Raw genomic sequence first — 25,017 nt, 5'->3', positions numbered from 1 at the left:
GACGAGTTTCAGTCACGTGACGTGAACCCGACACCCCCGGAGGCGGCGATGCTGGAGGCCATCGGACTCGGCCGTCAGGACGAGGAGGTCTACGACGCCCTCGTTCGCCGCACGCAGGCGACCGTCGCCGAGATCGTCGCCGACTGCCACCTGCCGCCCCCGTCCGCGCGGCGGGTCCTGCAGTCGTTCGTCGAGCTGGGCCTGGCCACCCGCTCGACCGGCCGGCCCGTCCGCTACGTCGCCGTCTCGCCCGACAGCGGGCTGGAGGCCATCCTGCGCCAGCGCGAGCGGGAGCTCGACGACGTGCGCGGCCACATCCGCACGCTCATGGACGTCTACCGCGCCGGCACCCGCTTCGCCCATCCTGGCGAGCTGATCGAGGTGGTCTCGGGGCGGGAGGAGGTCAACCACCGGTGGGCGCGGATGCAGCAGGACACGCGGGTGCAGATGCGCGGCTTCGACCGGCCGCCGTACGCCGCCCCGCAGGAGCACACCGAGCCGAACCCGGTCGAGCTCCAGCAGCTCCGGAACGGCGTGAAGTATCGCGTCATCTACGACACCAGCGTGCTGGAGCTGCCCGGCTGGCTCGACGACGTCATGACCGGCCTCCAGCACGGCGAGCAGGCCAGGATCGCCGCCGTCCCGATGAAGCTCGGCATCTCCGATGACCGGCTGGCGATCATCCCGCTGCTGCGGGCCGGCGACAGCGTCGTGTCGGCGTCGTACCTCATCCACCCGTCACCGCTGCTGGACGCGCTGATCGCGCTGTTCGAGGCGCTGTGGGAGCGCAGCCGGCCGGTCCGGTTCACCGCGCAGGAGCCAGGGGGAGAGCCGGGGCGGGAGCTGTCGCAGGACGAGGAGCGGCTGCTCACGTTGCTGGCCGCCGGCGCCACCGACAAGGCGGCCGGCCGGGCACTGGGGTGGAGCGAGCGGACCGTGCAGCGGCACCTCACGCGGCTGATGGGGCGGCTCGGGGTGCGGACCCGCTTCCAGCTCGCCATGGAGGCGACCCGGCGCGGCTGGATCTGACCCGCTGGACCGCTCGGGAGGTGCCGGGCTCAGGTGCAGGTGTAGCCCGACGGGAGGCTCGTGTTGCCGCTCGGGCGGGTGGCCTGGAAGCCGAACGTGGTGCTCTGGCCCGCCCCCAGCGTGCCGTTGTGCGCGGCGTTCCTGGCCGTGACGGTCTGCCCGGAGACGGTCAGCACCGCGTTCCACGAGCCCGTGACCGCGTGCCCGGCGGGCAGCGTGAACGTCACCGTCCAGCCGGAGCGCGCCGACGTGCCCGTGTTGGCGACGGTGACCGGCTGGATCACGTAACCGGTGCCCCACTGCGTCTGCGTGGTCGCCGTCGCCGTGCAGCCGCCCTGCGTGCCGCCCGTCGTGGTGGTCACCGTGACCGTGCCGGACACGGGGGACAGGTTGCCGGCCGCGTCGCGGGCCCGCACCTGGTAGCGGTAGGTGGTGCCCGCCGTCAGGCCCGTGTCGGTGTACGTGGTCGTCGCGGACGTGCCCGCCTGCGTGAACGAGCCGCCCGACGCGCCCGTGGCACGCAGCACGTCGTAGCCGGTCACGCCCACGTCGTCGGTCGAGGCGGCCCACGTCAGGGTGGTCGAGGTGGCGGTCGTGCCCGAGGCCGACGGCAGGCCGGGCGCGGTCGGCGGGGAGGTGTCGGTGCCGCCGGACGCGGGCGGGATCCGGATGATGCGGTCGTCCTGCGCCACCGGCGTGCCGCGGCCGTCGCGGTTGCTCGTCGCCACCCACAGCCACCCGTCGGGGCCGGCCGCCACCGCGCGCAGCCGCCCGTACGACGACTGCAGCTCCGCCACCGGCGTGCCCGCCCCGCCGCCGGACGTCAGCGGGACCACCCACAGCCGCTGGCCGCGCAGCGCCGCCGCGAACAGCGTGCCGTTCGCGTACGCCAGCCCGCTCGGCGACGCCTCGGCCGTCGTCCAGGTGACGATCGGGTTGCGGAAGGAGGTGTTCGAGCAGGTGCCCTCACAGGTCGGCCAGCCGTAGTTGCCGCCCGCGACGATCTGGTTGACCTCGTCCCACGTGTTCTGGCCGAACTCGGTGGCGTACATGCGGCCCTGCGCGTCCCAGGCCAGGCCCTGGACGTTGCGGTGGCCGTAGCTCCAGACGCGGGAGCCGGGGAACGGGTTGCCCGACGGGACGCCGCCCGTCGGCGTCATGCGCAGGATCTTGCCGGCCGGGCTGTCGAGGTTTTGAGCGTTGGCGGTGTTGCTCGCGTCGCCGGTGGCCACGTACAGCATGCCGTCGGGGCCGAACGCGATGCGGCCGCCGTCGTGGATCGTCGCGCTCGGCACCCCGGAGAAGATCACGGTCTGCGTCTGCGGGGCGCCGAGCTGGAACCTGACGAGGCGGTTGTCGCCGCTGGTGCTGGTGAAGTACGCGTACACCCAGCCGTCCTGCGCGTACGACGGCGAGACCGCCAGGCCCAGCAGCCCGCTCTCACCCGACGCGCTCACCCCGCTGACCGTCGCCACCTGGACCGGCGCCTGTCCGGGGCGCACCTGCATGACGCGGCCCGTGCCGCGCTCGGACACCAGCGCGCTGCCGTCGGGCAGGAACGCCATCGCCCACGGCACCTGCAGCCCCGTGACCGCCACCTCCGCCCTGGCGAAGTCGAACCCGCCCACGACCTGCGCGTGCGCCGGGGGGACGCCGAGGACGAGGGAGAGCAGGGCCAGGACCAGCACGGGGACGGCACGGGCACGCATGACACGCTCCTTGACCGGATCGGTGCCGGCACCGTAAGCACCCTCGCGACCGGATCTCAACCGGCGCCGGCCGGGCGAGCCCGGTGATCTGCGCCGACGGCCGCCGCGACGATGAAACTTTCACGGCGCGGGCGGCCAGGACGTCCGTGGCTGGCTGGGGTCAGGGGGTGCGCAGGCCCGCGAACAGGTCCTCCTCGTGGTCCGGCGCGTCCACCTTGCTCAGCACCCGCTCGAACGCCTCGTGCGAGAACGCCTGCTGCTGCGCCTCCTCCGGCATGCGCAGCAGGAAGATGTTCTCCCCCTGGCTCTCGTGCGCCCGCAGGGCCTTGAGCTTGCGCTCGGTGTAGGGGGAGACGTCGACGACGGCGGTCACCCGCTCGTCGGGGGTGCCGAAGTCGTCGGAGGGCGTGAAGTCGCCCATGTCGGCGCCGTGCTCACGCATCAGCTCGAACATGCGCTTGATCGCCGACCGGGGGATGGCGGTGTAGTAGAGCTTGTCGGGGATGCCGGTGCGCTCGGCGGCGGCCACCGTGACGCGGTGCGTCTGCACGTGGTCGGGGTGGCCGTAACCGCCGCCGCCCGTCTCGTCGTAGGTCACCACGACCTGCGGCCGGTAGTGCTCCATCAGCGCGGCCAGCCGGGCGGCGGCGGTGTCGACGGGCACGTTGGCGAACGCGTCGGGGTGGCCGTTGCCGTCCCAGCCGTCCATGCCGGAGTCGCGGTAGCCGAGCAGCTCCAGATGGTCGATGCCCAGGTGGGCGACCGACTCGCGCAGCTCGCCCAGCCGCCGCCGGGCCACCGCCTCGTCGTCGTGACCCGGCTCGCCCGGCTTGACGCCGCCCTCGCCGTCGCCCTGCTCGCCGTTGGTGCAGGTGACCAGGACCGTGCGGATGCCCTCCTCGCCGTAACGGGCGAGGATGCCGCCGGTGCTGAGACATTCGTCGTCGGGGTGCGCGTGCACGACCATCAAGGTGAGTTGCCGATCCATGTGAGCAGAAACTACCCGGCGCCTCCGACAATTCCGGGCCAGGCGCCTTCAGCAGGATCAGGCGGTCGCGGCGCGGGCGAGCTCGCCCGCTCGGGCGCGGGCCAGGGCCGCCGCCGCGCCGTCGCCGAGCGCGTCGGCCAGGGCCGCCTGCTTGAGCCAGTTGTACGGGCTGCACGGCCGCACGCCGATCCGCTCACTGATGAGCATCCTGGCGACGTCCGCCCGCCCCACGCGCAGGGCGGCCTCCAGCAGCGTGCGCTGGACGGCGTCGCGCTGCGCGTGGCTGCCGCCGAACTCGTTGACCCGGTGCCGGATCGGCAGCAGCAGCTCGACCACGCTCTCGTAGTCGCCCCGCCCGAACGCCACGATGGCCCGGCACACCGGCAGCCCCACCCGAAGCGTCATGTCGTGGTTGGTCACCCCGGGGTGCGGCTCGGCGACGTACGCTTCCCGCCCCGCGACCAGCTTCTCCGCCTCCCCGATGCGCCCGGCGCCGACGTACGACATGACCGCGTGCATGTCGTTGAAGGCGTAGAACGGCTCCGCGACCCGCTCCGGCCAGGCGTCGGCCAGCGCCCGCCAGCGTTCGTGCTGCTCGGAGCCTTCCAGGTGCAACCGCCACAGCAGCGCCGCGGCGTCGAGCAGCTCCATGCAGCCCTGCCCGGCGGCCAGCACCGCGTCGTAGATGGCGAGGACGCGGGGCACGTCGCCGGTCTCCAGCGCGTACAGGCAGTAGTGCCACCAGGTGTGGACGTTGAAGAACGTCCCGGACGACCAGTGGGGCGTGCGCGCGTCGAGGTAACGCAGCCCGTCGCCGAAGCGGCCCTGCATCTCGTACGTGTGCACCACCGCGTGGATGCCCCACACGTCGCGCGGGTTCAGCTCGACGGCCCGCAGCCCGACCTCCTCGGAGCGGTCGTAGTGGCCCGCCTCCTCCAGGCCGAAGGCGTACATGCCGAGCACGTGCCCGAAGTGCGGGTCGTCGTCGTGCCAGGCGGTCAGCGCCCCGCCGACGCGGTCGCGCAGCATACGCGCGTCGCCGGTGAAGAAGTCGATCTGGTGCCCGGCGGCCAGCGCGAGCGCGTCGCGCGGGTGCTCGGCGGTGATCCGGGCGAGCAGCGTCCCGCAGGTCAGGAAGTCGCCGCCGAGCAGCGCCCGCACGGCCGCGACGTGCGCCCGCTCGCGTGGCAGCAGCGCGGCGCCGTCGGTGCGGCGCAGGAACGCCCCGAAGCGGGCCCGCGCCGTGCGGGCGTCCTCGGCCTCGGTGGTCAGCAGCCCCAGGTACGCGCTCAGGACGTGGCCCATCGGGAAGTCGGGCGACTCGGCCAGCGCCGCGTTCGCCTCGGCGTCCACCTCGGCCCTGAAGTGCAGCAGCTCGTCGATCGCCCGGTCGTAGTGGCGCACCGCCGCGGCACTCGCGCCCGTCATCGCCAGGCCGTGCTGGTCGTGGGTCACCGCACCACTGTAACCAGCGGCACCCGCAACCAGTAGCACCCTTAACCAGCGGCATCGTCGCTGGCAGCGCCTGGTGGAGGCCTACATGCGCGATTCACGGGCACTCGGGGTGGTCTGAAAAGACCTCTCGGGAGGTAAGGGTGAATACTGCGCAACAGGCAGGACGCGAGGCCAAGGCCGCGACGCAGCGCGCGACGCGCAGCCGGCCGATGGCCGTGCTGACCCGGGTGGGCTTGGCGTGCCGCGGCGTGCTGTACGCGCTGATCGGCGTGCTGGCCCTGCAGATCGGCCTCGGTCAGGGATCGGGCGGGCAGGCCGACAAGTCGGGTGCCATCACCACGCTGGCCGAGCTGCCGTTCGGTGAAGTGTTGTTGTGGATCATGGTGGCGGGGTTCGTGGCGCTGGCGATCTGGCAGGCCACGGAGGCGTTGTTCGGCGTCGCGAAGGTGAAGGACCGGGTCGAGGCCGCCGCGCGGACCGTCGTGTACGTGCTGGTTGTCGGCACGCTGTGGAGCGTGATCACCTCCGGCCAGGCCGGCTCCGACGACCAGAAGTCGCAGGACGTGACCGGCAAGCTGCTCGACCTGCCCGGCGGCGACTGGATCGTGGGCGCGATCGGGCTCGGCCTCGTCGCGCTCGGCGTCTACTGGGTGCACCGGGGCGTCACGAAGGGCTTCAGGGAGGAGCTCGACCAGGGGCGGATGTCCCCGAAGGCCCGCATGGTCATGGACCGGCTCGGGGTCGGCGGGTACGCGGCCCGCGGGGCGATCGCCGGAATGGCCGGCATCTTCGTCGTCTACGCGGCGATCACCCACGACCCGGACAAGGCGGGCGGCATCGACAGCGCGCTGCGGCAGTTCGCCGACACCCCCGCCGGGCCCTGGCTGCTCGTGGTGGTGGCGCTGGGGTTGCTGCTGTTCGCCGGCTACTGCTTCGGCGAGTCCCGCTGGCGCCGTACCTGATCGGCCGCTAGGCGGAGCGCTTCGCGACGACGGCCCGGCCCATGGCCGGGTCGTCGCAGAACGCCCCGTCGATGCCCAGCTCGATCAGCCGCGACAGCCAGCCCATCACGTTCCCCGTCGCCCTCGGGAAGACGGGGCTGGCCGGGTCCCCGAGCCGGTAGTCGGCCGGGAGCTGCGCGTTCTCGTTCCGCACCGTCCACACGTGCACGTCCAGCCGCCTGCGGTGGGCGTCCGCGACGAGCGTGGTGGGGGCCGTCGTCGCGCCCGAGGCGTCCACCGGCACGACCCGCCGGGTGTCCACGCCGATCCCGTTCGCGTACGTCGCCACCTCGCGCAGCCCGTCCGGCCTGACCATGTCGTCGTACGTCCTGGTGCTGCCGGCCGCCACCCAGTCGTAGGGCGCGCCGCCGTACGTGATGAGCTGGATCAGCGGCAGCCGCGTCCGGCCGCGCAGCTCGCGCAGGTTCGCCGTCTCGAACGACTGGATGTACGCCTTGCGCACCCGGTACCGGTTCAGCACGTCGAGCAGCGGCTCCTCCAGCGACAGGCCGATGGAGTCGAAGTAGGTGGGGTGCTTGGTCTCCGGGTAGACGCCGACGCCGTGCGCCAGCGCCAGCTTCACGACCTCCTCGAACGTCGGGATCTCCGCCAGCCCGTCGAACGCGGTGTTGTCCGGCCGCAGGTCGGGCACCCGCTCCTTGGCGCGCAGCGTCTTCAGCTCGGCCAGCGTGAAGTCCTCGGTGAACCAGCCGGTGACGGGCCGGCCGTCCACCGTCTTGGTGGTGCGCCGGTCGGCGAACTCCGGGTGCGCGGCCACGTCCGTGGTGCCGGAGATCTCGTTCTCGTGCCGGGCGACCAGCACGTGGTCCTTGGTGGCGACGAGGTCGGGCTCGATGTAGTCGGCGCCCATCGCGATGGCGGCCTCGTACGACAGGAGCGTGTGCTCCGGCCGGTGCGCGGAGGCGCCTCTGTGTCCGATCACGATGGGGGCCTGGCCACGGCGCTCGGCCGTGGCGCTCGGGGTCTGGGTCAGCACGACCGCGACCGTACCGCCGACGAGGACCGTGGACAGCACGCTCGCGAGTAACCTGCGCATCGTCATGCGCGCACGGTAGACCTTCGAGGTGGACCGCGAGTTACGCACGAGCACACAGCGCCGGTCGGGACGGAACGGACCGCGTTCATCGGGCCGGATTCACCGGGCCGGGTTCACCGGGACGTGGCCCGGACCCGCCTCGATCATGGGCCGCGTTCACCGGGGCGCGGCCCGGACCGCCTCGATCACGCTGGTCGACAGGGCCAGCTCGGTCACCCCGGTCACCTCCAGCCCCGCCTCCCGCAGCAACGCGGTGTACTCCGACAGCGAGCGCTCCCCGCCGCCCCCGAACACGCCCAGCATCCGCATGTCCAGCTCCTTGCCCATGTGCGGGGAGTCGTCATCGGGCAGCACCATGTCCACGAACAGGACCCGCCCGCCCTCCGGGAGCACCGCCAGCACATTCTGGATGATCTTCGTGGCTTCCGGGTCGTCCCAGTTGTGGATCACGTTGGACAGCAGGTAGACGTCCCCCTCGACCGGCACGCTGGAGAAGAAGTCGCCGGTGATCACCCCGGCCCGGTCGCCCACCCCGCGCCCCGCCAGGTACGCCCTGGCCGCGGGCGCCGTGTGCGCCAGCTCGAACACCACGCCGCGCAGCCGCGGATGGGCCCGCAGGATCGTGGCCAGGATGTGCCCCTTGCCGCCGCCGACGTCCACGATGGTCCGGGCGCCGGAGAAGTCGTAGCGCTCGGCCAGCTCCTTGGCGAACGGCCTGGACCGGGCGTCCATGAACGCGTCGAACCACCCGGCCAGCTCCTTGTCCGCGGCCAGGTGCTCGTAGAGCCCGCCGTACCGGTCGGCGAACGCCTGCCGGCCCGCGCGCACGGTCTCGGCCAGCGTCATCAGCCCGTACATCATGGCCGGATCCGCCGTGGTCAGCACGCCGGCGTGCAACGACCGCGGATGGCCGGGCAGCAGGACGGCGCCGCTCTCGGTCAGCTCGTACGTGCCGGGCGAGACGGACCGCAGCAACCCGAGGCCCGCCGCCGAACGCAACACCCTGGCCAGCATTTCCGGCCGTGCCCGGCACCGCTCGCTCAGCTCGGCGACCGTACGCGGCCCGTCCTCCAGCGCCTGCGGCACCTCCAGCCGGACGACGGCGGCCAGCGCACTGAAACGCCACACACCCCGAATGAGGTCCCAGACCGGTCCCGTGGGATCGGATGCGGTGGGATCCGACATGGAATTCCTTTCGCGACAGGCGCCTCGCCCACCGGTCCCGGGCGAGCGCGCGACGTCCGGCGGCCATTCCCGAAATTCGGCTCCCCACGATTCGCGACGAATGCGCGGCCACCCCGATCACGACCCGCCTGCCGCCCGGTGAGATGCGGGGAGGTGATGAGGGAAGGCATCATGGTGACTCCTCGTGCAGGGCGCAAGCAAGGGTACTGGTGGGCTTTGCGATTTGTCATTACCGGGAATTGAAAAAGGCCGATGAAATACGGCCGGGCGCCGAAACGCGATAAAACGGCGGGGCGAAATTCGGCGGCCCGATGGTCACGCGGAATGCCGCATGCTCATCGGGCCGCCGGTGATCGAGACGCCGAAACCGGTGCTCACAGATCGGCGGCGATGATGTGCTCGATGTTGCGCTCCGCCAGCGCCGTGATCGTCACGAACGGGTTGACGGTCGTGTTGCCCGGGATCAGCGCCCCGTCGATGACGTACAGCCCCGGGTACGCGGTCAGCCGGCCGTAGTTGTCGGTGGCCTTGTTCAGCACGGCGCCCCCGAGCGGGTGGTAGGTCAGGTGGTCGCCCCAGATCTTGTAGACGCCGAACAGGTCCGTCCGGTAGATCGTGCCCTCCTTGGCGTTGATCTTGTCGAAGATGCTCTTGGCCATGTCGATCGACGGCTGCTTCCAGGCGGTCTGCCAGCTCAGCTCCACCCGGCCGGCGCTCGCGTTCCAGGAGAACCGGGCGCGGTTCGGGTTGTCGGTGATGGACAGGTAGAACGAGGCGTACGTCTCGATGCCGGTGGGCAGCGGGGCCACCTCGGCGAAGGCGCCGCCGGCCGTCCAGTTGTCGATGCCGCAGCACGGGATGGCCGACTGGAGCTTGCCCGTCGGGTCCCACAGGTGGTTGGCGCGGCCGCACATGACGTTGCCGTTGTCGCCCCAGCCCTTGCCGACCTCGCCGTTGAGCGCGGGCAGCACGCCCGTCGCCTTCAGTTTGACGAGGAGCTTGCTGGTGCCGACGCTGCCCGCGGCGAAGAACACCCGGTCGGCCGTGACCGTCTTCGTGGTGACGACGGCGCCGGTCGTGTCGATCTGCTCGATGGTGACCGTGTACGAGCCGCCCGCCGGGGCGACCGAGGTGACCCGGTGCAGAGGGGAGATGGTGACCCGGCCGGTCGCCGCGGCGCGGGCCAGGTACGTCTTCTGCAGCGACTTCTTGCCGTAATTGTTGCCGTAGAGGATCTCGCCGGCCAGCGCCGACTGGGGGACGCTGCCGGCCGCCTCCTGCTCCATGTAGTCCCAGTCGTAGACGTCCGGGACGAACACGAACGGGAAGCCGGAGCGCTGGGCGTGCTTGCGGCCGACGCGGGCGTACTGGTAGCAGGCGGTCGTCTCGAACCAGGCCGGGTCCACCGTGGCGACGCCCAGGCCGGCGTTGGCGCGCGGGTAGTAGACGCCGTACATCTCGGCGGGGTCGACGGAGGGGAGGACGGCGGGGAAGTTCTCGCGCTTCGGGGTGACCGCCATGCCGCCGTTGACGAGGGAGCCGCCGCCGACGCCGCGGCCCTGGTAGACGGTGATGCCGGCGAACTCCTCCGCGTCCAGGACGCCCGTGTGGCGGGGGATGTCGCGGTCGATGGGGAAGCCGAGGAAGTAGTTGAGCGGGGCCTTGGTGCGGGTGCGCAGCCAGTAGGAGCGGTAGTCGGGCTCGCGCGTGTTGCAGAAGATCTTGCCGTCGGCGCCGGGGGTGTCCCAGGCCTTGCCCATCTCGATCATGTGGACGTCCACGCCCGCCTGGGCGAGGCGTAGGGCGGCCACCGAGCCGCCGTACCCGGTGCCGATGACCAGGGCGGCGACGTGCGCGCCCGAGCCGATCGGGCCGGCGGAGCGAGCGCGGGCGGCGGGGGAGTGGGCGCCGAGTGCGGCGGTGCCGAGCAGGGCGCCAGTGGCGGTCAGGAAGCCGCGGCGGGAGACGTCGTCGGTGGTGCTCATGGGGCCGGCCTCACTCTCGGCTCGGGGTGGGTGCGGGGTCGCCGGACGGGCTGCGGGCGGATGACGGTGCCGAGGAGAGGGCGGGGGACGGGGCGTGCGGGAGGCGGCAGACGGTGTCCAGGCCGAGGACGTGGTTGAGCCGGCCGAAGGCCAGCCACGAGCCGATGCACATGCTCAGCTCCACGATCTCGAGCTGGCTGTAGTGCGCGCTCATCCGGCCCCAGAACTCCTCGTCGAGCCCGTGGTGGTCCAGGGTGTACCGCTCGGCGTACTCGGCGGCCAGCCGGGTGCGGGCGTCGAAGGCGCCGGTCGTGCGCCATTCGGTGACCGCGTCGGCGAAGTCGTCCTCGACCGTCTGCCCGTCCCGCTCGGTCCGCCAGTCGAGGCAGAACGCGCAGCCGTTGATCTGCGCGACCCGCAGCCTGGCGGCCTCGAACTCGCGCAGCCCGAGCGTCGTGTGCGCGTACACGGCCATGGAGTAGCGGGACGCGGCGGGCCCGATGCCGGGCACCATCTCCCCCCACACGTACGCGATCGCGTCCTTCCCCTCAGGGATGTCGATCTTCACCCGTTCCTCCTTCCGGCGTTGCCGAGCTTGCCGATGGCGGGCCGCAGCGGTACGTCGAGCGCGTCGTAGAGGCCCGGCCCCGCCTCCACGAGCCATTCGACGGCGCCCACCAGGCGGCCGGCGGCCGTCGCGTTGCCGCCGGCGGAGTGGTTGCCGTCCTCGTCGGTGGCCTGCACGGTGACCTCGATGCGCGGCCGGCCCTCGATGATCACGCGGTGCGCCCCGGCGCCACCCGGCGGGGCGGGCCAGTCGGGCGCGCACGACGGGTGGATGCGGGTGACGTGCTCCAGCACGATCCTGGGCGCCCCGCCGACGATCCCGCGCACCTCGAACCGCACCGCGCCCTGCGTGCCCGCCTCGAACGCGCCCATCGACGCGGTCTTGACGGCGGACTCCAGCGGCCGGCGCTCCACGTGCTCGCGCACGTCGTCGAGGTCGGCGCCGAGCGCCCTGGCGATGAGCCGCACCTGGCCGCCCCACACCATGGAGGGCACGGACGGCGCGAGCATCGGCGGCTCGTAGTCCATCGGCTGGCCCATGCCGACCAGGTAGCGGACCGCGTCGGGCTGGTCGTAGGTGGAGTAGTCGAAGATCTCCTGGCAGCGTACGGCGTCCACGGTCGAGGCCAGCCCGCTGACCAGCAGCGGCAGCACGTCGTTGGCCCAGCCGGGGTCGACGCCGGAGACGAACAGGGAGCCGCCGCCCTCCTCGATCGCGGCCAGCACGGGCCCGCGGATCTCGGGCGGGGCGCCGCGGTGGTCGTAGAGGGCGTACAGGGACGGGGTGACGACCACGGCGCCGGCGCGCAGCGCGCGGACCACGTCGTCCAGCGCCTCGGACGGCCGCATGTCGCCGGAGGCCGCGTACACGACCGCCCCAGGACCGGCGGCGAGCGCGGCTTCGACGTCGGCGCTCGCGGGGACGTCGAGGCGGTGGCCGAGCCCGGCCAGCTCGCCGGCGTCACGGCCGATCTTGGCGGGGTCGTGGACGAGGACGGCGGTCAGGTCGAGCCCGGGATGGGCGGCGACGGCGCGGATGGCGGCGCGGCCGACGTTGCCGGTACCCCAGACGATCGTGGACACCATGGGCGGAGCGTAGCAAGCGCTTGGTTGCGTGTGAAGGGCCCGCCGACCCGGCGTTTTCCATGGTCGAGCCGCGGCCCGCCGGACGAACCCGGCGAACCCCCCGAAGGCCGGACGGTATTAAGAAACGCCCGCAACCCCGCCGGTTGCGTAGTCACTTTCTCACTTTTCGTGGCGGATCCTGGCCGCTTCCGGCAAGCTGCTGTCACCGAACGCGGTGGACCGAGCCGGACAGGTGAGGATCATGAACATGGGTGGGCGGCATGCCGGGAATCTGCCGCCGGAGATGACCAGTCTGGTGGGCCGCCGCGAAGAACTCGCCCGGATCCGCCGGTTGTGCAGGGAATTTCGCATGGTGACGCTGACCGGGGTGGGCGGGGTCGGCAAGACCCGGCTCGCCTTGCGGGCCGCCGCCCTCATGCAGCCCGGCTACGGCGACGGCGCCTGGCTCGTCCCGCTCTCGGCGCTGGACCAGGGGGCGCTGCTGCCGTACACGATCGCCGAGGCGCTGCCGCTGGCCGACCGCACGACCCGGCCCATGATGGAGGTGCTGACCGAATACCTCATGGACCGGCACCTCCTGCTCGTCCTCGACACCTGCGAGCACCTGGTCGAGGAGGTGGCCGTCACGGCGCGCGACCTGCTCGTCGCCGCGCCCCGGCTGTCGATCCTGGCCACCAGCCGCCGCCCCCTGGGCGTGCCCGACGAGCAGGTGCTGATCATCGACCCGCTGCCCGTGCCCGACTCCGGGGGCGGCGGGCGGCAGGACGCCGTGACGCTGCTCGCCGACCGCACCGCGCAGAGCGTGCCCGGCTTCGCCGTCACCGACGGCAACCGCGCCGACCTGGCCCGCCTGTGCCGCCGCCTGGAAGGGCTGCCCCTGGCCATCGAGCTGGCCGCGGCCCGGCTGCGCGACCTGCCCGCCGCCGAGCTGTGCGAGCGGCTCGACGACCGCTTCGAGCTGCTCGGCGACAACGAGGCCGAGGTCAGCCAGGCCGACCCGCCCTGGCACCAGGCGCTGCGCACCGCCATCGGATGGAGCCACCAGCTCTGCACCCCGGAGGAGCGGCTGCTGTGGGCCCGCACGTCCGTCTTCGCCGGCAGCTTCGACGACGCCGCCGTGGCCGAGGTCTGCTCCGACGCGCTGCTGCCCGCCGCCGCCATCCCCGACCTGCTGGCCGAGCTGGTCGACAAGTCGATCCTGATCTGGTCGCCCACCGGCGGCGGCGAGCGCTACCGCATGCTCGACACCATCCGCGAGTACGGCGCCATCTGGCTGCGCGCGCTCGGCGAGCAGGACGGGCTGCGGCGCCGGCACCGCGACTTCTACCTCAAGCTCGCCCGCCGCGGCGACGCCGCCTGGCTCGGCCCCGACCAGGTCTCCTGGAACGACCGCATCAACGCCGAGCACGACAACCTGCGCACCGCGCTCGACTTCTGCCTGGCCAACTCCCGCGACCACACCGCCCTGGAGATGGCCGCCGCGCTGTGGTTCTTCTGGTACCCGTGCGGCTTCCTGCGCGAGGGCCAGCACTATCTGGAGCGCGCACTCAACCTCGACGTCGAGCCCAGCGTCGTGCGCAACCGCGCGCTGTGGGTGTGCAGCCTGACCCTCATGGTGCAGGGCGACCCCGACGCCGGCATGGCCTGGGCCGCCGAGTGCGCCGGCATCGCCGAGCAGCTCGGCGACACCGCCGCCGCGCAGGCCGCGCAGGCCATGGTGATGGCCGCGGCCACCATCAGGGGCGACCTCGCGCTCGCGCTGGCGCTGGCCGACAGCCTGCTCGCCGTGCACCGGCCCGAACGCGGCCTCACCCTGCCCACGATGCTGGCCCGGCTGGGCCAGAGCCACGTGCACACCGCGTACGGGCGGGTCGAGGACGCGGTCAAGGCGCTGGAGGAGATGTGCGCCGAGTGCGACAAGCACGGCGAGCGCTGGATGCGCGCGTACGCCGACCTGTTCCGCGCCCAGGCGGAGCTGTCGCTCGGCCGCAACGACGCCGCCCAGACCTACGCCCGCTCGGCGCTGGAGGTCAAGCACCGGCTGCACGACAGCATCGGCATCGCCCTGGCCCTCGACGTGCTGGCCTGCGCCGCCTCCGCCTCGGGGCAGCCCGAGCCGGCCGCCCGCCGGCTCGGGCTGGCCCAGCAGGTGTGGGACACGATCGGGCGCGCGCAGATCGGCATCCACGAGTGGGTCAGCGCGCGGGAGACGTGCGAACGGCAGGCGCGCGCGATGCTCGGCGACGAGGCGTACCAGGTGGCCTTCCGGGCCGGCTACGACACGATGCTCGACACCGGCATCCTGCACGCCCTGCACCCCACCCACCCGGCACCGGAGCACTAGCGGGGCGCCAGGCGGGGGATCGCCACCGGAGCGCGGCGGGAGCGCCGTCAGCGGAGTGCGGCGGGAGGGCCGTCAGCCGAGTGCGGCGGGTGCCAGGCGGGCCGCCGCCGTGAAGAGGCGGGCCTCGTCGCCCGGCCGGCACACGAGCTGCAGCCCGACCGGCAGCCCGGCCACCGTCCCGGCGGGCACGGTCAGCGCGGGCAGGCCGAGCACGTTCCACGGGCTGGTCAGGGCGAGCAGCGCCGGACGCACCGCGACGCTCCGCCCGTCCAGCTCGACCTCGCGCTGGTCGATGAGCGGCGCGGTGATCGGCACGGTCGGCATCGCGAGCACGTCATGCCGCCCGAACAGCGTCTCCACCATCCCGGCCAGCCGCCGCCGGCTCTCCAGCGCCCGCACGTACCGCCAGCCCGGCACCTCGGAGGCGGCGCGCAGCCGCTCCAGCACCTCGGCGTCGAACAGCTCGGGCGCCCGCTCCAGCCGCCCGGCGTGCACGGCGGCGGTCTCGCAGCTCTGCACGACCGTGTACGTCTCCCACACCTCCCCGGCGAACCCCTCCGGCAGCCGCACCTCCGCCGCGTCGCCGAGGAGAGCTCGCACGGCCGCCGTCACCCGGGCGTCACCGTCGAACAGCCCGGCCGGATCGACCCAGCCGACCGCCGGGCTCCCGTCGCCGGACACCTCCCCGCCCAGGCAGCGGTAGGCGATCAGGCAGTCCTCCGCGCCGCCCGCCAGCACGCCCACGTGGTCGTAGCTGGCCGACAGGGGGAACACCCCGTCCGCCGGGATCGCCCCGTACGCGGGCTTGAACCCGGCGATCCCGCACAGAGCCGCCGGGATACGCACGGACCCGCCCGTGTCGGTGCCGATCGCGAGCGGGACGATGCCCGCCGCCACGGCCGCCGCGCTGCCGCCGCTGGAGCCGCCCGACATGCGCGCCGGGTCCACGGGGTTGCGCGAGGGGCCGTTGGCGGAGCGGTCGCCGGTCGGCCCGTACGCGAACTCGTGCGTCGTCGTCTTGCCCACGATGACCGCCCCGGCCGCGCGCAGCCGCGTCACGCAGGCGGCGTCGGTGTCGGGGACGTACCGGGCGAAGTGCCGCGACCCCATTGTCGCGGGCAGCCCGGCCACCATGATCAGGTCCTTGACCGCGACCGGCAGGCCGTGCAGCGGGCCCCGGTCGGTGCCCGCCGCCAGCTCCTCGTCGGCCTGGCGCGCCGCCTTCAGCGCCCCGGCGGCGTCCACGGTGACGAAGGCGTTCAGCTCCGGGCCGAGCGCCTCGGCGGCGGCGAGCGCCCGCTCGGTCAGCGCGGTGGCGGTGACGCGCCCGTCGCGCAGGTCACGGGCGAGGCCGGTGAGGTCACGGCCGGCGAAGAAACCAGGGGAAATCGGCATGAGGTCATCATGCGGGACAAAAGGGCCCCGCCGTCATCGGGAGCGTCCCGCCGTCATCGGGAGCGCCGCGCCGTCATCAGGAGCGCCGTGCCGAGGAGGCGGAGCGCCGCGTGGAGGAGGCGCCGAGGCGGTGCGCCAGCCGGTCCAGCGCCATGTTGATCACGATGAAGATGGCCGCGATGAGGATGGCCGCCGGGATGACGTTGGAGAAGTTGGCCGCGATCCCATTCAGCCCCCTGTCCACCAGCTCGTCGTAGCCCACGATCAGGCCCAGCGCCGAGTCCTTGAGCAGCACCACGAACTGGCTGATCAGCGCCGGCAGCATGGCCTTGACCGCCTGCGGCAGCAGGACCAGCCGCATGACCTGCCCCTTGCGCATGCCCACCGCGTACGCCGCCTCCCGCTGCCCCTTGGGCAGGCTCAGCACCCCGGCCCGGATGATCTCCGCGATCACCGACCCGTTGTAGAGGGTCAGCCCGAACACGACGGCGGCGAACGCCGAGATGTTCACGCCGATGAGCACGAACGACCCGAAGAAGGCGAAGAAGATCAGCAGCAGCAGCGGCACGGACCGGAAGAACTCCACCACCATGGCCGCCGGCACCCGGATCCACCGGTGCTCCGACAGCCGGGCGACGGCGAACACGAGCCCGAACAGCGCCGCCAGCACCACCCCGGCCACGGCCGCCGCCAGCGTGCCGGCCAGGCCGGGCAGGATGAACGTGGCCCACACGTCGGCCCGCAGCAGCGGCGTCCACTTCTCCGCCGCCCACTGGTCCTTCTCGTCGAAGCGGACGTAGACGACGTACGCCACGGCCAGCAGTGCCAGCGCGACCAGGGCGGTCAGCACCCGGTTGCGGCGCACCCCGCGCGGGCCGGGCCTTTCGTACAGGTTCGCGTAAGTCACGCGCCCACCTCCAAGGGAATCACCGTGCCACCGCCAGCCGTTTCGACAGCCAGCCGAACAACAACCCCATCGGCAGGCACAGCAGCACGAACCCGGCGGCGAAGCCGAGGAAGATCTCGATGACCTGGTCGCCGTACGTCTCGATCAGCTCGCGCATCCGCACCGACGCCTCCGCGACGCCCACCACCAGGGCGATCGTGGTGTTCTTGGTCAGCGCGATGAGGATGCTGCCCAGCGGCGCCACCACCGCGCGGAACGCCTGCGGCAGCGTGATCAGCGCCAGCGTCTTGACGAACCCGAGCCCGAGCGAGCGGGCCGCCTCCGCCTGCCCCACGGGCACCGTGTTGAGGCCCGAGCGCAGCGCCTCGCACACGAACGCCGAGGTGTAGGCGGTCAGCCCGATCACGGCGAGCCAGAAGTTGTTGGTCGCGATGTCGTCCGACAGCTCCAGGCCCAGGTTCGCGCCGATGCCGAGGCCGGTGAACAGCAGCACCAGCGTCAGCGGCGTGTTGCGGGCCACGGTCACGTACACGGTCGCGGTGGCCCGCAGCGAGGCCAGGGGGGCCACCCGCATGGCGGTCAGCAGCGTGCCCAGCACCAGCGAGCCGAGCGCGCTGACCGCCGTCAGCCGCACCGTCATCCAGAAGGCGGCCAGGATGGTGCCGCCCTCGTTCAGCAGCGCTTCCATCAGTACCGCTCGAGCTGCGGGGCCTGCGGCAGGGCGAAGCCGGAGGCGCCCACGCTGGCCTGCAGCGCCTTGGTCCAGCTCCCGTCGGAGAACATCTTCTCCAGGGCGTCGTTGATCGCCTTGCGGCCGGCCGTGTCGTCCTTCTTCAGCCCGATGCCGTACTTCTCGGTGCTGAACGTCTTGCCGACCACCTTGAGCTTGCCGGTGTGCTGGGCGGCGTACCCGGCGAGGATGACGTTGTCGGTGGTGATGGCGTCGAGCTGGCCGCCGAGCACGCGGTCCACGCACGCCGAGTACGTCCGCTCCTCCTGGAGCTGCACCTCCTTGGCGTACTCCGCCTTCACCTTCTGCGCGGGCGTCGAGCCGGCCACCGAGCACAGCTTCTTGCCGTTGAGCGCCTCGGGCCCGGTCAGCGCCGTGTCGTCGGCGCGGACGAGCAGGTCCTGCCCGGCCACGAAGTACGGCCCGGCGAAGGACACCTTCTGCTTGCGGGCGTCGGTGATCGAGTACGTGGCCACCACCATGTCGACCTGGCCCTGCTCGATGAACGCCTCCCGGTTGGCCGACACGGTCTCCTTGAACGTGATGCCGCTCGGCTCGACCCCGAGCTGCTTGGCCACGTACTTGGCGACCTCCACGTCGAAGCCGGTGAAGCTGCCGTCCGGCGTGCGCAGGCCGAGGCCGGGCTGGTCGGCCTTGACGCCGATCACCAGCTTCTTGTCGTTCTTGGCCTTGTCCACTATGGAGGCGTAGCTCTCGGAGCCGCCGCCGCACCCGGAGGCGACGGCCACGACGGCGAACACGGCGAAAAGGGATCTGCCGAACATGACAACTCCTCAGTAATGAACGATCTCGGCGAGTCAGTGGGTCAGGATCTTGGCGAGGAAGGACTGGGCGCGGTCGCTGGCGGGCGCGCCGAAGAACGTGTCGGGGGTGTTCTGCTCGACGATCTCGCCGTCCGCCATGAAGACGACCCGGTCGGCCGCGCGGCGGGCGAAGCCCATCTCGTGCGTGACGACGACCATGGTCATGCCCTCGCGGGCCAGCCCCGTCATGACGTCCAGCACCTCGTTGACCATCTCCGGGTCCAGCGCCGAGGTGGGCTCGTCGAACAGGATCGCCTTCGGGTCCATGGCCAGCGCCCGGGCGATGGCCACCCGCTGCTGCTGCCCGCCGGACAACTGGGCGGGGAACTTGTCGGCCTGCCCGCCGATGCCGACCCGGTCGAGCAGCTCGCGGGCCTTGCGCACGGCCGCGTCCTTCGATCGCTTGAGCACGTGGACCTGCCCGAGGACGACGTTGTCCAGGACGGTCTTGTGCGCGAACAGGTTGAAGGACTGGAAGACCATGCCGACCTCGGCCCGCAGCCGCGCCAGCTCCTTGCCCTCAGCGGGCAGCGGCGTCCCGTCGAGGGTGATCGTGCCGGAGTCGATCGTCTCCAGCCGGTTGATCGCGCGGCACAGGGTGGACTTGCCCGCCCCGGACGGGCCGATGATCACCACGACCTCGCCCTGCCGTACGGTCAGGTTCACGTCCCTGAGCACATGGTGGTCGCCGAATCGCTTGTTGACCTGGTCCAGGACGATCAGGTCCGCCTGGGTCATGCCTCACGCTCCTCGTGTCGGTCAGCGTTGGCGTAACCGTAGGAGCCGCATGTTCCGCGAAAAGGCTTGTGATCGTTCTGCTCAGCAATTGGCCCGGGGAGGTGCCGGTTTGGCGGATTCGGAGGTGGCGCCGGAGACCCGACGGTGGCCATGTAGGCGCGGTCCCACTCGCCGTTGCACAGCCAGCGCGCGATCAGCCCGTTGAGGTAGTCGCGGAAGGCGGTGTCCTGCTTGCGCATGCCCATCCCGTACGGCTCGCGCGCGAACGGCTTGCCGACCAGCCGCAGCGTGTCGGGGTGCTGGGCGTACAGGCCGAGCAGGATGGTGTCGTCGGTGCTGACCGCGTCGACCCGCCCGGCGATCAGCGCGGGCACGCAGATGCTGTACGCGTCCACGACTGTGAGGTGGATGCCGGGCACCGTCGTCTCCAGCCGGTCGACCGAGGTGGAGCCGCGCGCCGTGCACACGGTCTTGCCCTTGAGGTCGGCGACCTGGTTGATGGTGGAGTCGCCGACCCGGACCAGCAGGTCCTGGCCGGCGTAGTAGTACGGCTCGGTGAAGGTGACCCGCTTGGCCCGGGTCGGCGTGATCGAGTAGGTGGCGATGACGAGGTCCACCACGCCCTGCTCGATGAAGTCCTCGCGCTTGCTGGAGACCGTCTCGACGAAGCGGATGTTGCGCTCGCTGCCGGTCAGGTCCTTGGCGACCAGGCGGGCCATCTCCGCGTCGAACCCGGTGATCCGCCCGCTGGCGGGATCCTTGTAACCGAAGATCGGCTGGTCGAACTTGATGCCCACGGTCAGGATGCCGCGCGCCTTGATGCGGGCCATCGTGGTGTCCTCGGGGAAGGCGTTCGCCTCGCCGCAGGCGGTGGGCAGCAGGCCGACCAGTACGGCCGCCAGCAACGCCCGCAACGCCCTCATCGGATGCGGTACCGGTGCTGGGGGCGCCCCGTCGTGCCGTACTTGGGCCGGCCCTCGACCAGCCCCCGCTCGGCCAGGTGCTCAAGGTAGCGGCGGGCGGTGGCGCGGCTGACGCCGACCTTGGCGGCCAGCTCGTCGGCCGAGGCGTCCTCGACCTCCGACAGCGCGTCGAGGACCGTCTGCTCGGTGGAGGCCGAGATGCTCTTGGGGCGGGTGCCGACGTCGAGGTGGAGCGAGCGGAAGAGGTTGTCGATCTCCTGCTGGTCGGTGAACCGGGACTCGGACTCGAGCTGTTTGACGGTGGCGGCGTAACGCAGCAGGGCCTGCTCCAGGGTGCCCGCCCTGGTCGGTTTGACCAGGTAGTTGAGTGCGCCGCGCTGGATGGCGGCGCGGACCGTGGCCGACTCCTTGCGGCCGGAGATCACGATGACGTCGGCGGGTGGCTGGTCGGGGCGGCGCAGCCGGTGCGCGACCTCCAGACCGGGCATATCAGGGAGGTGCAGATCGAGCAGCACGAGGCGGGGCGCGAACCGGCCGGCCGCGGCCAGCGCCGCGTGGCCGGTGTGGGCGATGCCCACGACTCTGAACCCGAGCACCCGGTTGACCTGCGCGTGCAGGGCCGCCGTGACGACCGGGTCGTCGTCCACGATGAGAACGGTGATGTCCCTGAGCTCAGGCATCGCCACGCTCCTCGTCATTCTGGTCGATCACTGCAGCTTAGGCGGGTTTTATTAAAAAAGATCGTCTTTTGCTCGTTCTGCTCACGGAGAACCGGCGCGCGCGCCGGTTTCCTCCTAATCTGTACCCGAGCGAGTGGGGGGAGGGACGGACGCCCGTGCGATGGTTGCTCGCGGTGACGGCCCTGTGGACGCTGCTCGGCCTGCTGCCCCTGGCGCTGCTCACCTCCTCCAGCATCTCCCTGTCGGAGAACGCGATGTTCGACGAGGTCGGCGACCGCGTCAGGACCACCGCGTCGGTCAGCAGGGTCGTGGTGGACCAGCAGATGGCCTCGCTCAAGCAGCTCGTCACGGGCTTCGCGCAGCGGCGCGAGGTGCGCGAGGCGGTGGACGAGGTCACCAGCGCCACGATGCGCGACTGGCTCGGCGAGCTGGAGCGGCTGCGCGACGGTGTCAGCGGCCTGATCGTCAACTCGCCCGAAGGCAAGATCAGAGGCGCGGAGCCGCCCAGCGTGCTCCCGCAGGACATCACGACCACCGACTGGTACCGCGCGGTGCGCGACCGGCGCCAGGCCCACGTCTCGCAGGCGTACACGCCCACCATGGTAGGGGTGTCGAGGGCCGTCGCGGTGGCCGCGCCCATCCCGAGCGCCGACGGCACCCGCATGCTCGGCATGTTCACCGTCGTCTACAGCCTCGACGCCATCCAGGAGTTCGCCGAGGAGGCCGCCGAGGCGCAGGACATCTCGCTGCTCATCACCGACGACGCCGGCGTGCTCGTCGCCGACCCGGGCAGGAAGCTGTTCGCGCTGACGTCGCTGCGCGAGGACCCCCGCGTGGACGCCGCGCTGGCCGGGCGGCGCTGGAGCGGCGAGTACCACGGCGTGGACGGCACCGTCCTGTCGGCCTCCGAGCCCATCCCCGGCATCGGCTGGACCGTCACCGCCGAGGTCTCCGCGAGCGAGGCGCTGGCCTCCGCCGACAAGCTGCGGGCCAACGTGCTCACCGTCGCGCTCCTGCTCGCCCTGCTCATCCTCATCGGGCTCGGCCTGCAGATCCACAGCACGCGGGGCCGCCGCCGCGCCCAGGCCAGCCTGTCCAGGACCGCCGCCGAGCTGGCCGTGGCCAGGGACGAGGCGATCAGCGCCTCCAGCGCCAAGTCGGAGTTCGTGGCCAAGATCAGCCACGAGATCCGCACCCCCATCAACGGCGTGCTCGGGATGAACTCCCTGCTCATGGGCACCCGGCTGGACGAGGAGCAGCGTTACTACGCCACCACCGCCCAGGAGTCGGCCCACAACGTGCTGCGCCTGCTCGACGACTTCCTCGACCTGTCCAGGATCGAGGCCGGCCACCTCCAGGTCGACGACGCGCCGTTCGACCTGCCGCGCCTGTGCGACGAGGTCGTGGCGCCGTTCGCGCCGCACGCCTACGAGCAGGGGCTCTGGCTCACGCTGCGGCTCGACGAGAACGTGCCGCGCCAGGTGTCCGGCGACCCGGCGCGCCTGCGCCAGGTGCTGACGAACCTCGTCGGCAACGCGCTGAAGTTCACCTTCCAGGGCGGCGTGGACCTGCACGTCGCGCTCGACGAGGGCGCGCCCGGCGACGAGCGGGTGGTGCTGCGCTTCGCGGTGGCCGACACCGGCATCGGGGTCGGGCCGCAGGACAGGGAGCGCGTCTTCGGCGTCTTCCGCCAGGTGGACTCGCCCATCACGCGCAGGACCGGCGGCAGCGGGCTCGGCCTGGCCATCAGCAGGCAGCTCGTCGAGCTCATGGGCGGGCACATCGGGCTCGACAGCGTCGAAGGCGTCGGCAGCCGGTTCTGGGCCACGCTGCCGATGGACGTCCTGACCTGGTCCGAGCCGGGCGCCGGGGTGCTGGAGGGGCGGCGCGCGCTGGTCGCCGACCCGCGCCCGGAGGACCGCACGCTGGCCGCGCGCTGCCTGGAGCAGGCCGGGGCCGAGGTGGAGGAGGCCAGGGACGAGGCGTCGGCGCTGGCCCGCCTGCGTGCCGCCGCCGCGGACGGGCGGCCGTACGAGCTGGCCGTGGTCGCCCTCGACCTGGGCGCGGGCTCCTTGAACGCGGGCTTCGGGAACGCGGGCTACGGGGGCGCGGGCGCCGTGGCCCCGGGGCATGCGGAGCCGGGCGGCGGGCCGCGCTCGCTCGCCGACGTCATCCTCAGCGACCCCTCGCTCCAGGCCACCAGCGTCATCGTGGTCATCACGCCGGGCCGCTCCGGGTTCGCCTGGCCGGGCGCGGCGGGGGAGCGGGCCGTGCAGTCGATCACCCGGCCGCTCAGCCGCCGCCGCCTGCTCGCCGCCGTCGAGAACGCGCTCGGCCTCGCGGAGTGCGACGGCGAGCCGCGCGAGGGCGTGCCGCCCGCCGGCCTGACGGAGGGCGCCCGCATCCTGGTGGCCGAGGACGACGAGGTCAGCCGCCAGGTGGCGATGCTCGTGCTGGGCCAGGCCGGGCACGAGGTGGACGTCGTGGACGACGGCAGGCAGGCCGTGCGCGCCGTGCTGGCCGGCCACTACGACCTGGTGTTCATGGACTGCCAGCTCCCGCTGCTCGACGGCCTGGCCGCCACGCAGGAGATCAGGGAGCGCGAGGAGAGCCACACCCCGATCATCGCGATGACCGCCGCCGCCATGCCGGACGACCGGATCCGGTGCCTGGAGGCGGGCATGGACGACCACCTGGCCAAGCCGGTCGACTGGCCGCGCGTGCTGGCCAGGATCCCGGAGTGGACGGCCTCGGCCGGGCTGCCGCCGGAGCTGGCCGGGCTGTCGCAGGAGGCGCTGGCCGACGTGGCGCGGGCGTACCTGGCGACCGCGACCCGCACGTTCGAGGAGCTGCGGCAGGCTGTGCGGGACGGCGACCAGGAGGCGGCGGCCGGGCTGGCGCACCGCCTCAAGGGCGCCTGCGCGACGGTCGGCGCGACCCGCGAGGCCGAGCTGTGCGAGCTCATCGAGGACGCGGCCCGGGCGGGGACGGCGGCCGACGGCGACCTCCTGGAGGAGCTGGGCGGGCTGCTCAACGAGGTGCCCGCGTGGATGAACGCCGCGTATTCGTGACTGAACGCGCCCTTAACACCGCAGAAATTCACCGCCGTTAGGGTGCGTGAACAGTTGTTTTCCCGTTTGGAGGGTTAATGGCGGATTTGTCCGGCGAATCGGGCAATGACGGGGTCCTCATCGACTGGACGTCCATCCGCAGGCTCGCCCGGCTCTTCGACCGGACCGGCGACGACGTGACGGCCCTGCTGCGCACCTCCTCGCCCCTCGCCACCACCTCCGACCTGGTCGGCGGCGACGACGAGGGCCGCGCGTTCGCCGAGTGGTACGCCGACGGCTACGACTCCCTCGCCGACGCCCTGCGCCGCATCGCCGACAAGAGCTTCACCTCCGCCGCCGGGCTGCGCGACTTCGACGCCCTCTGGGACTACCTGGAGCTGCAGATCATCCGTACCCTGCCGGAGATCCCCGACCTCCCCGCGCCGCCGATCCCGCAGGCCCCGCCACGGAAGGAGGGCGCCTGATGTTCGACCCCTTCCAGGCGCTGGCCTGGTTCGCCGGCGTGCACGTGCCGGCGGCCGACGTCACCAACCTGCGGGCCAGGGCCACGGCGCTGCGCGAGCTGGCCGCCGCCATCGGCACGCTCGCCCGCGACACCGGCACCGCCGTCGGCCAGGCCCGCCTGGCCAACGACAGCCGCACGGTGTCGCGCTTCGCCGACGTCTGGCCGTACGAGCTGGGCCCCCGCTACGCCGCACTCCAGGAGGAGATCGAGGACCTGGCGGCCGGCTGCGAGGAGTACGCCGAGGCCGTCGAGCGGCACCGCGAGCAGCTGCTCGTCATCGGCACCCAGCTCGCCGCCATGGCCTTCACCATGCTGTTCGGCTACGTCTACCCGGCCGCCAGGATCGCGGCCGAGCAGGCGTTCAAGTGGCTCGTGGCCAGGGCCAGGCTGGAGCGCACGATCTTCCAGAAGATCACCAAGATGATCCTGGAGCAGCGCGTCCGCAACCGCCGCGTCGGCACCTACCTCGTGCGCGAGGGCCTCGACGCGCTGGCCGACTCCGTCGTGTGGGCCGGGCTCAAGACCGGCGTGCACGCGGCCAGCTCCGCCGCCACCGGGCAGCCCATGGGCAACCTGTGGGAGTACGCGGGCAAGCACTTCGTCGCCGAGCTCGCCTACAACGGCGGCATCAAGGCGCTCAGCGACGTCAGGACGTTCTTCCCGCCGAACCGCGTCACCGAGACCGCGCTCGGCACCGGCCCGGCCGGCAAGTTCTTCCGCCGCACCCTGTCGGCCGCCACCGTCTACCCCCTGGTCGCGAGCGGGAGCCTGTCCGACGAGGGCGCCCTGCGCTCGGCACTGGCCCACGCGCCCAGGGCGTTCCTCCTCAAACGCTAGG

21 protein-coding genes are annotated in these 25,017 nt (G+C 72.3%); 6 read left to right on the top strand and 15 right to left on the bottom strand.

Going from position 1 to position 25,017, the window contains the following annotated elements; all coding sequences use genetic code 11:
* Window positions 1-21 precede the first annotated feature (21 nt).
* On the top strand, window positions 22-1,029 hold the full coding sequence (locus KIS93_RS08615; RefSeq protein WP_186404025.1) for a helix-turn-helix transcriptional regulator: 1,008 nt from the start codon (window positions 22-24) through the stop codon (window positions 1,027-1,029).
* A gap of 29 nt (window positions 1,030-1,058) precedes the next feature.
* Here KIS93_RS08615 and KIS93_RS64840 read toward each other — a convergent pair whose 3' ends face one another.
* The 3 genes from KIS93_RS64840 to KIS93_RS08600 all read right to left on the bottom strand — a co-directional run bounded on the left by KIS93_RS64840 (window position 1,059) and on the right by KIS93_RS08600 (window position 5,181).
* Entirely contained in the window at window positions 1,059-2,738 is a 1,680-nt protein-coding gene (locus tag KIS93_RS64840; protein ID WP_186404024.1) for a PQQ-dependent sugar dehydrogenase, read from the bottom strand.
* A gap of 160 nt (window positions 2,739-2,898) precedes the next feature.
* Window positions 2,899-3,726, bottom strand: a complete 828-nt coding sequence (locus KIS93_RS08605; RefSeq protein ID WP_080040537.1) for a PIG-L family deacetylase — start codon at window positions 3,724-3,726, stop codon at window positions 2,899-2,901.
* Between the two features lie 57 nt (window positions 3,727-3,783).
* Window positions 3,784-5,181, bottom strand: coding sequence for a tetratricopeptide repeat protein (locus tag KIS93_RS08600; protein WP_155128024.1), 1,398 nt, complete (start codon window positions 5,179-5,181; stop codon window positions 3,784-3,786).
* A 140-nt stretch (window positions 5,182-5,321) separates the two neighbouring features.
* Between KIS93_RS08600 and KIS93_RS08595 the strand changes: the two genes are divergently transcribed.
* On the top strand, window positions 5,322-6,143 hold the full coding sequence (locus KIS93_RS08595) for a DUF1206 domain-containing protein (protein ID WP_230466353.1): 822 nt from the start codon (window positions 5,322-5,324) through the stop codon (window positions 6,141-6,143).
* 7 nt (window positions 6,144-6,150) lie between these two features.
* Here KIS93_RS08595 and KIS93_RS08590 read toward each other — a convergent pair whose 3' ends face one another.
* The 5 genes from KIS93_RS08590 to KIS93_RS08570 all read right to left on the bottom strand — a co-directional run bounded on the left by KIS93_RS08590 (window position 6,151) and on the right by KIS93_RS08570 (window position 12,062).
* Window positions 6,151-7,245 (bottom strand): glycerophosphodiester phosphodiesterase, encoded by a 1,095-nt coding sequence (locus KIS93_RS08590; RefSeq protein WP_230466352.1) that lies wholly within the window; start codon window positions 7,243-7,245, stop codon window positions 6,151-6,153.
* Window positions 7,246-7,395: 150 nt separating this feature from the next.
* The gene (locus tag KIS93_RS08585; protein WP_080040535.1) at window positions 7,396-8,424 is read right to left on the bottom strand and encodes a methyltransferase; all 1,029 of its coding nucleotides are present in this window, start codon (window positions 8,422-8,424) and stop codon (window positions 7,396-7,398) included.
* A gap of 374 nt (window positions 8,425-8,798) precedes the next feature.
* Window positions 8,799-10,409, bottom strand: coding sequence for a GMC oxidoreductase (locus KIS93_RS08580; RefSeq protein WP_080040534.1), 1,611 nt, complete (start codon window positions 10,407-10,409; stop codon window positions 8,799-8,801).
* A 10-nt stretch (window positions 10,410-10,419) separates the two neighbouring features.
* A complete protein-coding gene (locus tag KIS93_RS08575) occupies window positions 10,420-10,977 on the bottom strand; it encodes a carboxymuconolactone decarboxylase family protein (RefSeq protein ID WP_080040533.1) in 558 nt (185 codons plus the stop codon).
* On the bottom strand, window positions 10,974-12,062 hold the full coding sequence (locus KIS93_RS08570; RefSeq protein WP_080040532.1) for an NAD(P)H-dependent amine dehydrogenase family protein: 1,089 nt from the start codon (window positions 12,060-12,062) through the stop codon (window positions 10,974-10,976). The genes KIS93_RS08575 and KIS93_RS08570 overlap by 4 nt, the downstream gene beginning before the upstream one ends.
* A 241-nt stretch (window positions 12,063-12,303) precedes the next feature.
* On the opposite strand from KIS93_RS08570, the gene KIS93_RS08565 reads away from it, so the two are divergent.
* On the top strand, window positions 12,304-14,406 hold the full coding sequence (locus KIS93_RS08565; RefSeq protein WP_155128021.1) for an ATP-binding protein: 2,103 nt from the start codon (window positions 12,304-12,306) through the stop codon (window positions 14,404-14,406).
* Window positions 14,407-14,478: 72 nt separating this feature from the next.
* On the opposite strand, the gene KIS93_RS08560 is transcribed toward KIS93_RS08565, so the two are convergent.
* The 7 genes from KIS93_RS08560 to KIS93_RS08530 all read right to left on the bottom strand — a co-directional run bounded on the left by KIS93_RS08560 (window position 14,479) and on the right by KIS93_RS08530 (window position 20,603).
* The gene (locus tag KIS93_RS08560; RefSeq protein ID WP_080040530.1) at window positions 14,479-15,801 is read right to left on the bottom strand and encodes an amidase; all 1,323 of its coding nucleotides are present in this window, start codon (window positions 15,799-15,801) and stop codon (window positions 14,479-14,481) included.
* 76 nt (window positions 15,802-15,877) lie between these two features.
* Window positions 15,878-16,708, bottom strand: coding sequence for an amino acid ABC transporter permease (locus KIS93_RS08555; protein WP_080040529.1), 831 nt, complete (start codon window positions 16,706-16,708; stop codon window positions 15,878-15,880).
* A gap of 19 nt (window positions 16,709-16,727) precedes the next feature.
* Window positions 16,728-17,396: an amino acid ABC transporter permease gene (locus KIS93_RS08550; RefSeq protein WP_080040528.1), complete on the bottom strand. Its 669-nt coding sequence runs from the start codon at window positions 17,394-17,396 to the stop codon at window positions 16,728-16,730.
* On the bottom strand, window positions 17,396-18,223 hold the full coding sequence (locus KIS93_RS08545) for a glutamate ABC transporter substrate-binding protein (RefSeq protein ID WP_080040527.1): 828 nt from the start codon (window positions 18,221-18,223) through the stop codon (window positions 17,396-17,398). Before KIS93_RS08545 ends, KIS93_RS08550 begins: the two co-directional genes overlap by 1 nt.
* 33 nt (window positions 18,224-18,256) lie before the next feature.
* On the bottom strand, window positions 18,257-19,000 hold the full coding sequence (locus tag KIS93_RS08540; RefSeq protein WP_080040526.1) for an amino acid ABC transporter ATP-binding protein: 744 nt from the start codon (window positions 18,998-19,000) through the stop codon (window positions 18,257-18,259).
* Complete coding sequence (locus tag KIS93_RS08535) at window positions 18,997-19,923, bottom strand: glutamate ABC transporter substrate-binding protein (RefSeq protein ID WP_186404022.1); 927 nt, start codon at window positions 19,921-19,923, stop codon at window positions 18,997-18,999. Before KIS93_RS08535 ends, KIS93_RS08540 begins: the two co-directional genes overlap by 4 nt.
* Window positions 19,920-20,603 (bottom strand): response regulator, encoded by a 684-nt coding sequence (locus tag KIS93_RS08530; protein ID WP_080040525.1) that lies wholly within the window; start codon window positions 20,601-20,603, stop codon window positions 19,920-19,922. Before KIS93_RS08530 ends, KIS93_RS08535 begins: the two co-directional genes overlap by 4 nt.
* A 155-nt stretch (window positions 20,604-20,758) precedes the next feature.
* On the opposite strand from KIS93_RS08530, the gene KIS93_RS08525 reads away from it, so the two are divergent.
* From KIS93_RS08525 to KIS93_RS08515, 3 genes are all read left to right on the top strand, one after another.
* Window positions 20,759-23,674 (top strand): hybrid sensor histidine kinase/response regulator, encoded by a 2,916-nt coding sequence (locus KIS93_RS08525; protein ID WP_080040524.1) that lies wholly within the window; start codon window positions 20,759-20,761, stop codon window positions 23,672-23,674.
* A gap of 77 nt (window positions 23,675-23,751) precedes the next feature.
* Window positions 23,752-24,138 carry a hypothetical protein gene (locus KIS93_RS08520; RefSeq protein ID WP_080040523.1) on the top strand — a complete coding sequence of 129 codons (387 nt, stop codon included), beginning with the start codon at window positions 23,752-23,754 and terminating at the stop codon, window positions 24,136-24,138.
* Window positions 24,138-25,016 (top strand): WXG100-like domain-containing protein, encoded by an 879-nt coding sequence (locus KIS93_RS08515; protein ID WP_080040522.1) that lies wholly within the window; start codon window positions 24,138-24,140, stop codon window positions 25,014-25,016. The genes KIS93_RS08520 and KIS93_RS08515 overlap by 1 nt, the downstream gene beginning before the upstream one ends.
* The last annotated feature ends 1 nt before the right edge of the window (window position 25,017 follow it).

The organism is [Actinomadura] parvosata subsp. kistnae (assembly GCF_900323885.1).
Lineage (GTDB): Bacteria > Actinomycetota > Actinomycetes > Streptosporangiales > Streptosporangiaceae > Nonomuraea > Nonomuraea composti.
Note: the sequence above shows the minus strand (reverse complement) of the source record. Positions and strands in the feature narration are given on the sequence as shown.

What these genes read in the sequence shown, in the direction of transcription:
- KIS93_RS08570 (WP_080040532.1), bottom strand. Translation starts at nt 12,062, where the DNA reads ATGGTGTCCACGATCGTCTGGGGTACCGGCAACGTCGGCCGCGCCGCC.
- KIS93_RS08540 (WP_080040526.1), bottom strand. Translation starts at nt 19,000, where the DNA reads ATGACCCAGGCGGACCTGATCGTCCTGGACCAGGTCAACAAGCGATTC.
- KIS93_RS08590 (WP_230466352.1), bottom strand. Translation starts at nt 7,245, where the DNA reads ATGACGATGCGCAGGTTACTCGCGAGCGTGCTGTCCACGGTCCTCGTC.
- KIS93_RS08560 (WP_080040530.1), bottom strand. Translation starts at nt 15,801, where the DNA reads ATGCCGATTTCCCCTGGTTTCTTCGCCGGCCGTGACCTCACCGGCCTC.
- KIS93_RS08580 (WP_080040534.1), bottom strand. Translation starts at nt 10,409, where the DNA reads ATGAGCACCACCGACGACGTCTCCCGCCGCGGCTTCCTGACCGCCACT.
- KIS93_RS08515 (WP_080040522.1), top strand. Translation starts at nt 24,138, where the DNA reads ATGTTCGACCCCTTCCAGGCGCTGGCCTGGTTCGCCGGCGTGCACGTG.
- KIS93_RS64840 (WP_186404024.1), bottom strand. Translation starts at nt 2,738, where the DNA reads ATGCGTGCCCGTGCCGTCCCCGTGCTGGTCCTGGCCCTGCTCTCCCTC.
- KIS93_RS08565 (WP_155128021.1), top strand. Translation starts at nt 12,304, where the DNA reads ATGAACATGGGTGGGCGGCATGCCGGGAATCTGCCGCCGGAGATGACC.
- KIS93_RS08550 (WP_080040528.1), bottom strand. Translation starts at nt 17,396, where the DNA reads ATGGAAGCGCTGCTGAACGAGGGCGGCACCATCCTGGCCGCCTTCTGG.
- KIS93_RS08585 (WP_080040535.1), bottom strand. Translation starts at nt 8,424, where the DNA reads ATGTCGGATCCCACCGCATCCGATCCCACGGGACCGGTCTGGGACCTC.
- KIS93_RS08530 (WP_080040525.1), bottom strand. Translation starts at nt 20,603, where the DNA reads ATGCCTGAGCTCAGGGACATCACCGTTCTCATCGTGGACGACGACCCG.
- KIS93_RS08520 (WP_080040523.1), top strand. Translation starts at nt 23,752, where the DNA reads ATGGCGGATTTGTCCGGCGAATCGGGCAATGACGGGGTCCTCATCGAC.
- KIS93_RS08535 (WP_186404022.1), bottom strand. Translation starts at nt 19,923, where the DNA reads ATGAGGGCGTTGCGGGCGTTGCTGGCGGCCGTACTGGTCGGCCTGCTG.
- KIS93_RS08545 (WP_080040527.1), bottom strand. Translation starts at nt 18,223, where the DNA reads ATGTTCGGCAGATCCCTTTTCGCCGTGTTCGCCGTCGTGGCCGTCGCC.
- KIS93_RS08605 (WP_080040537.1), bottom strand. Translation starts at nt 3,726, where the DNA reads ATGGATCGGCAACTCACCTTGATGGTCGTGCACGCGCACCCCGACGAC.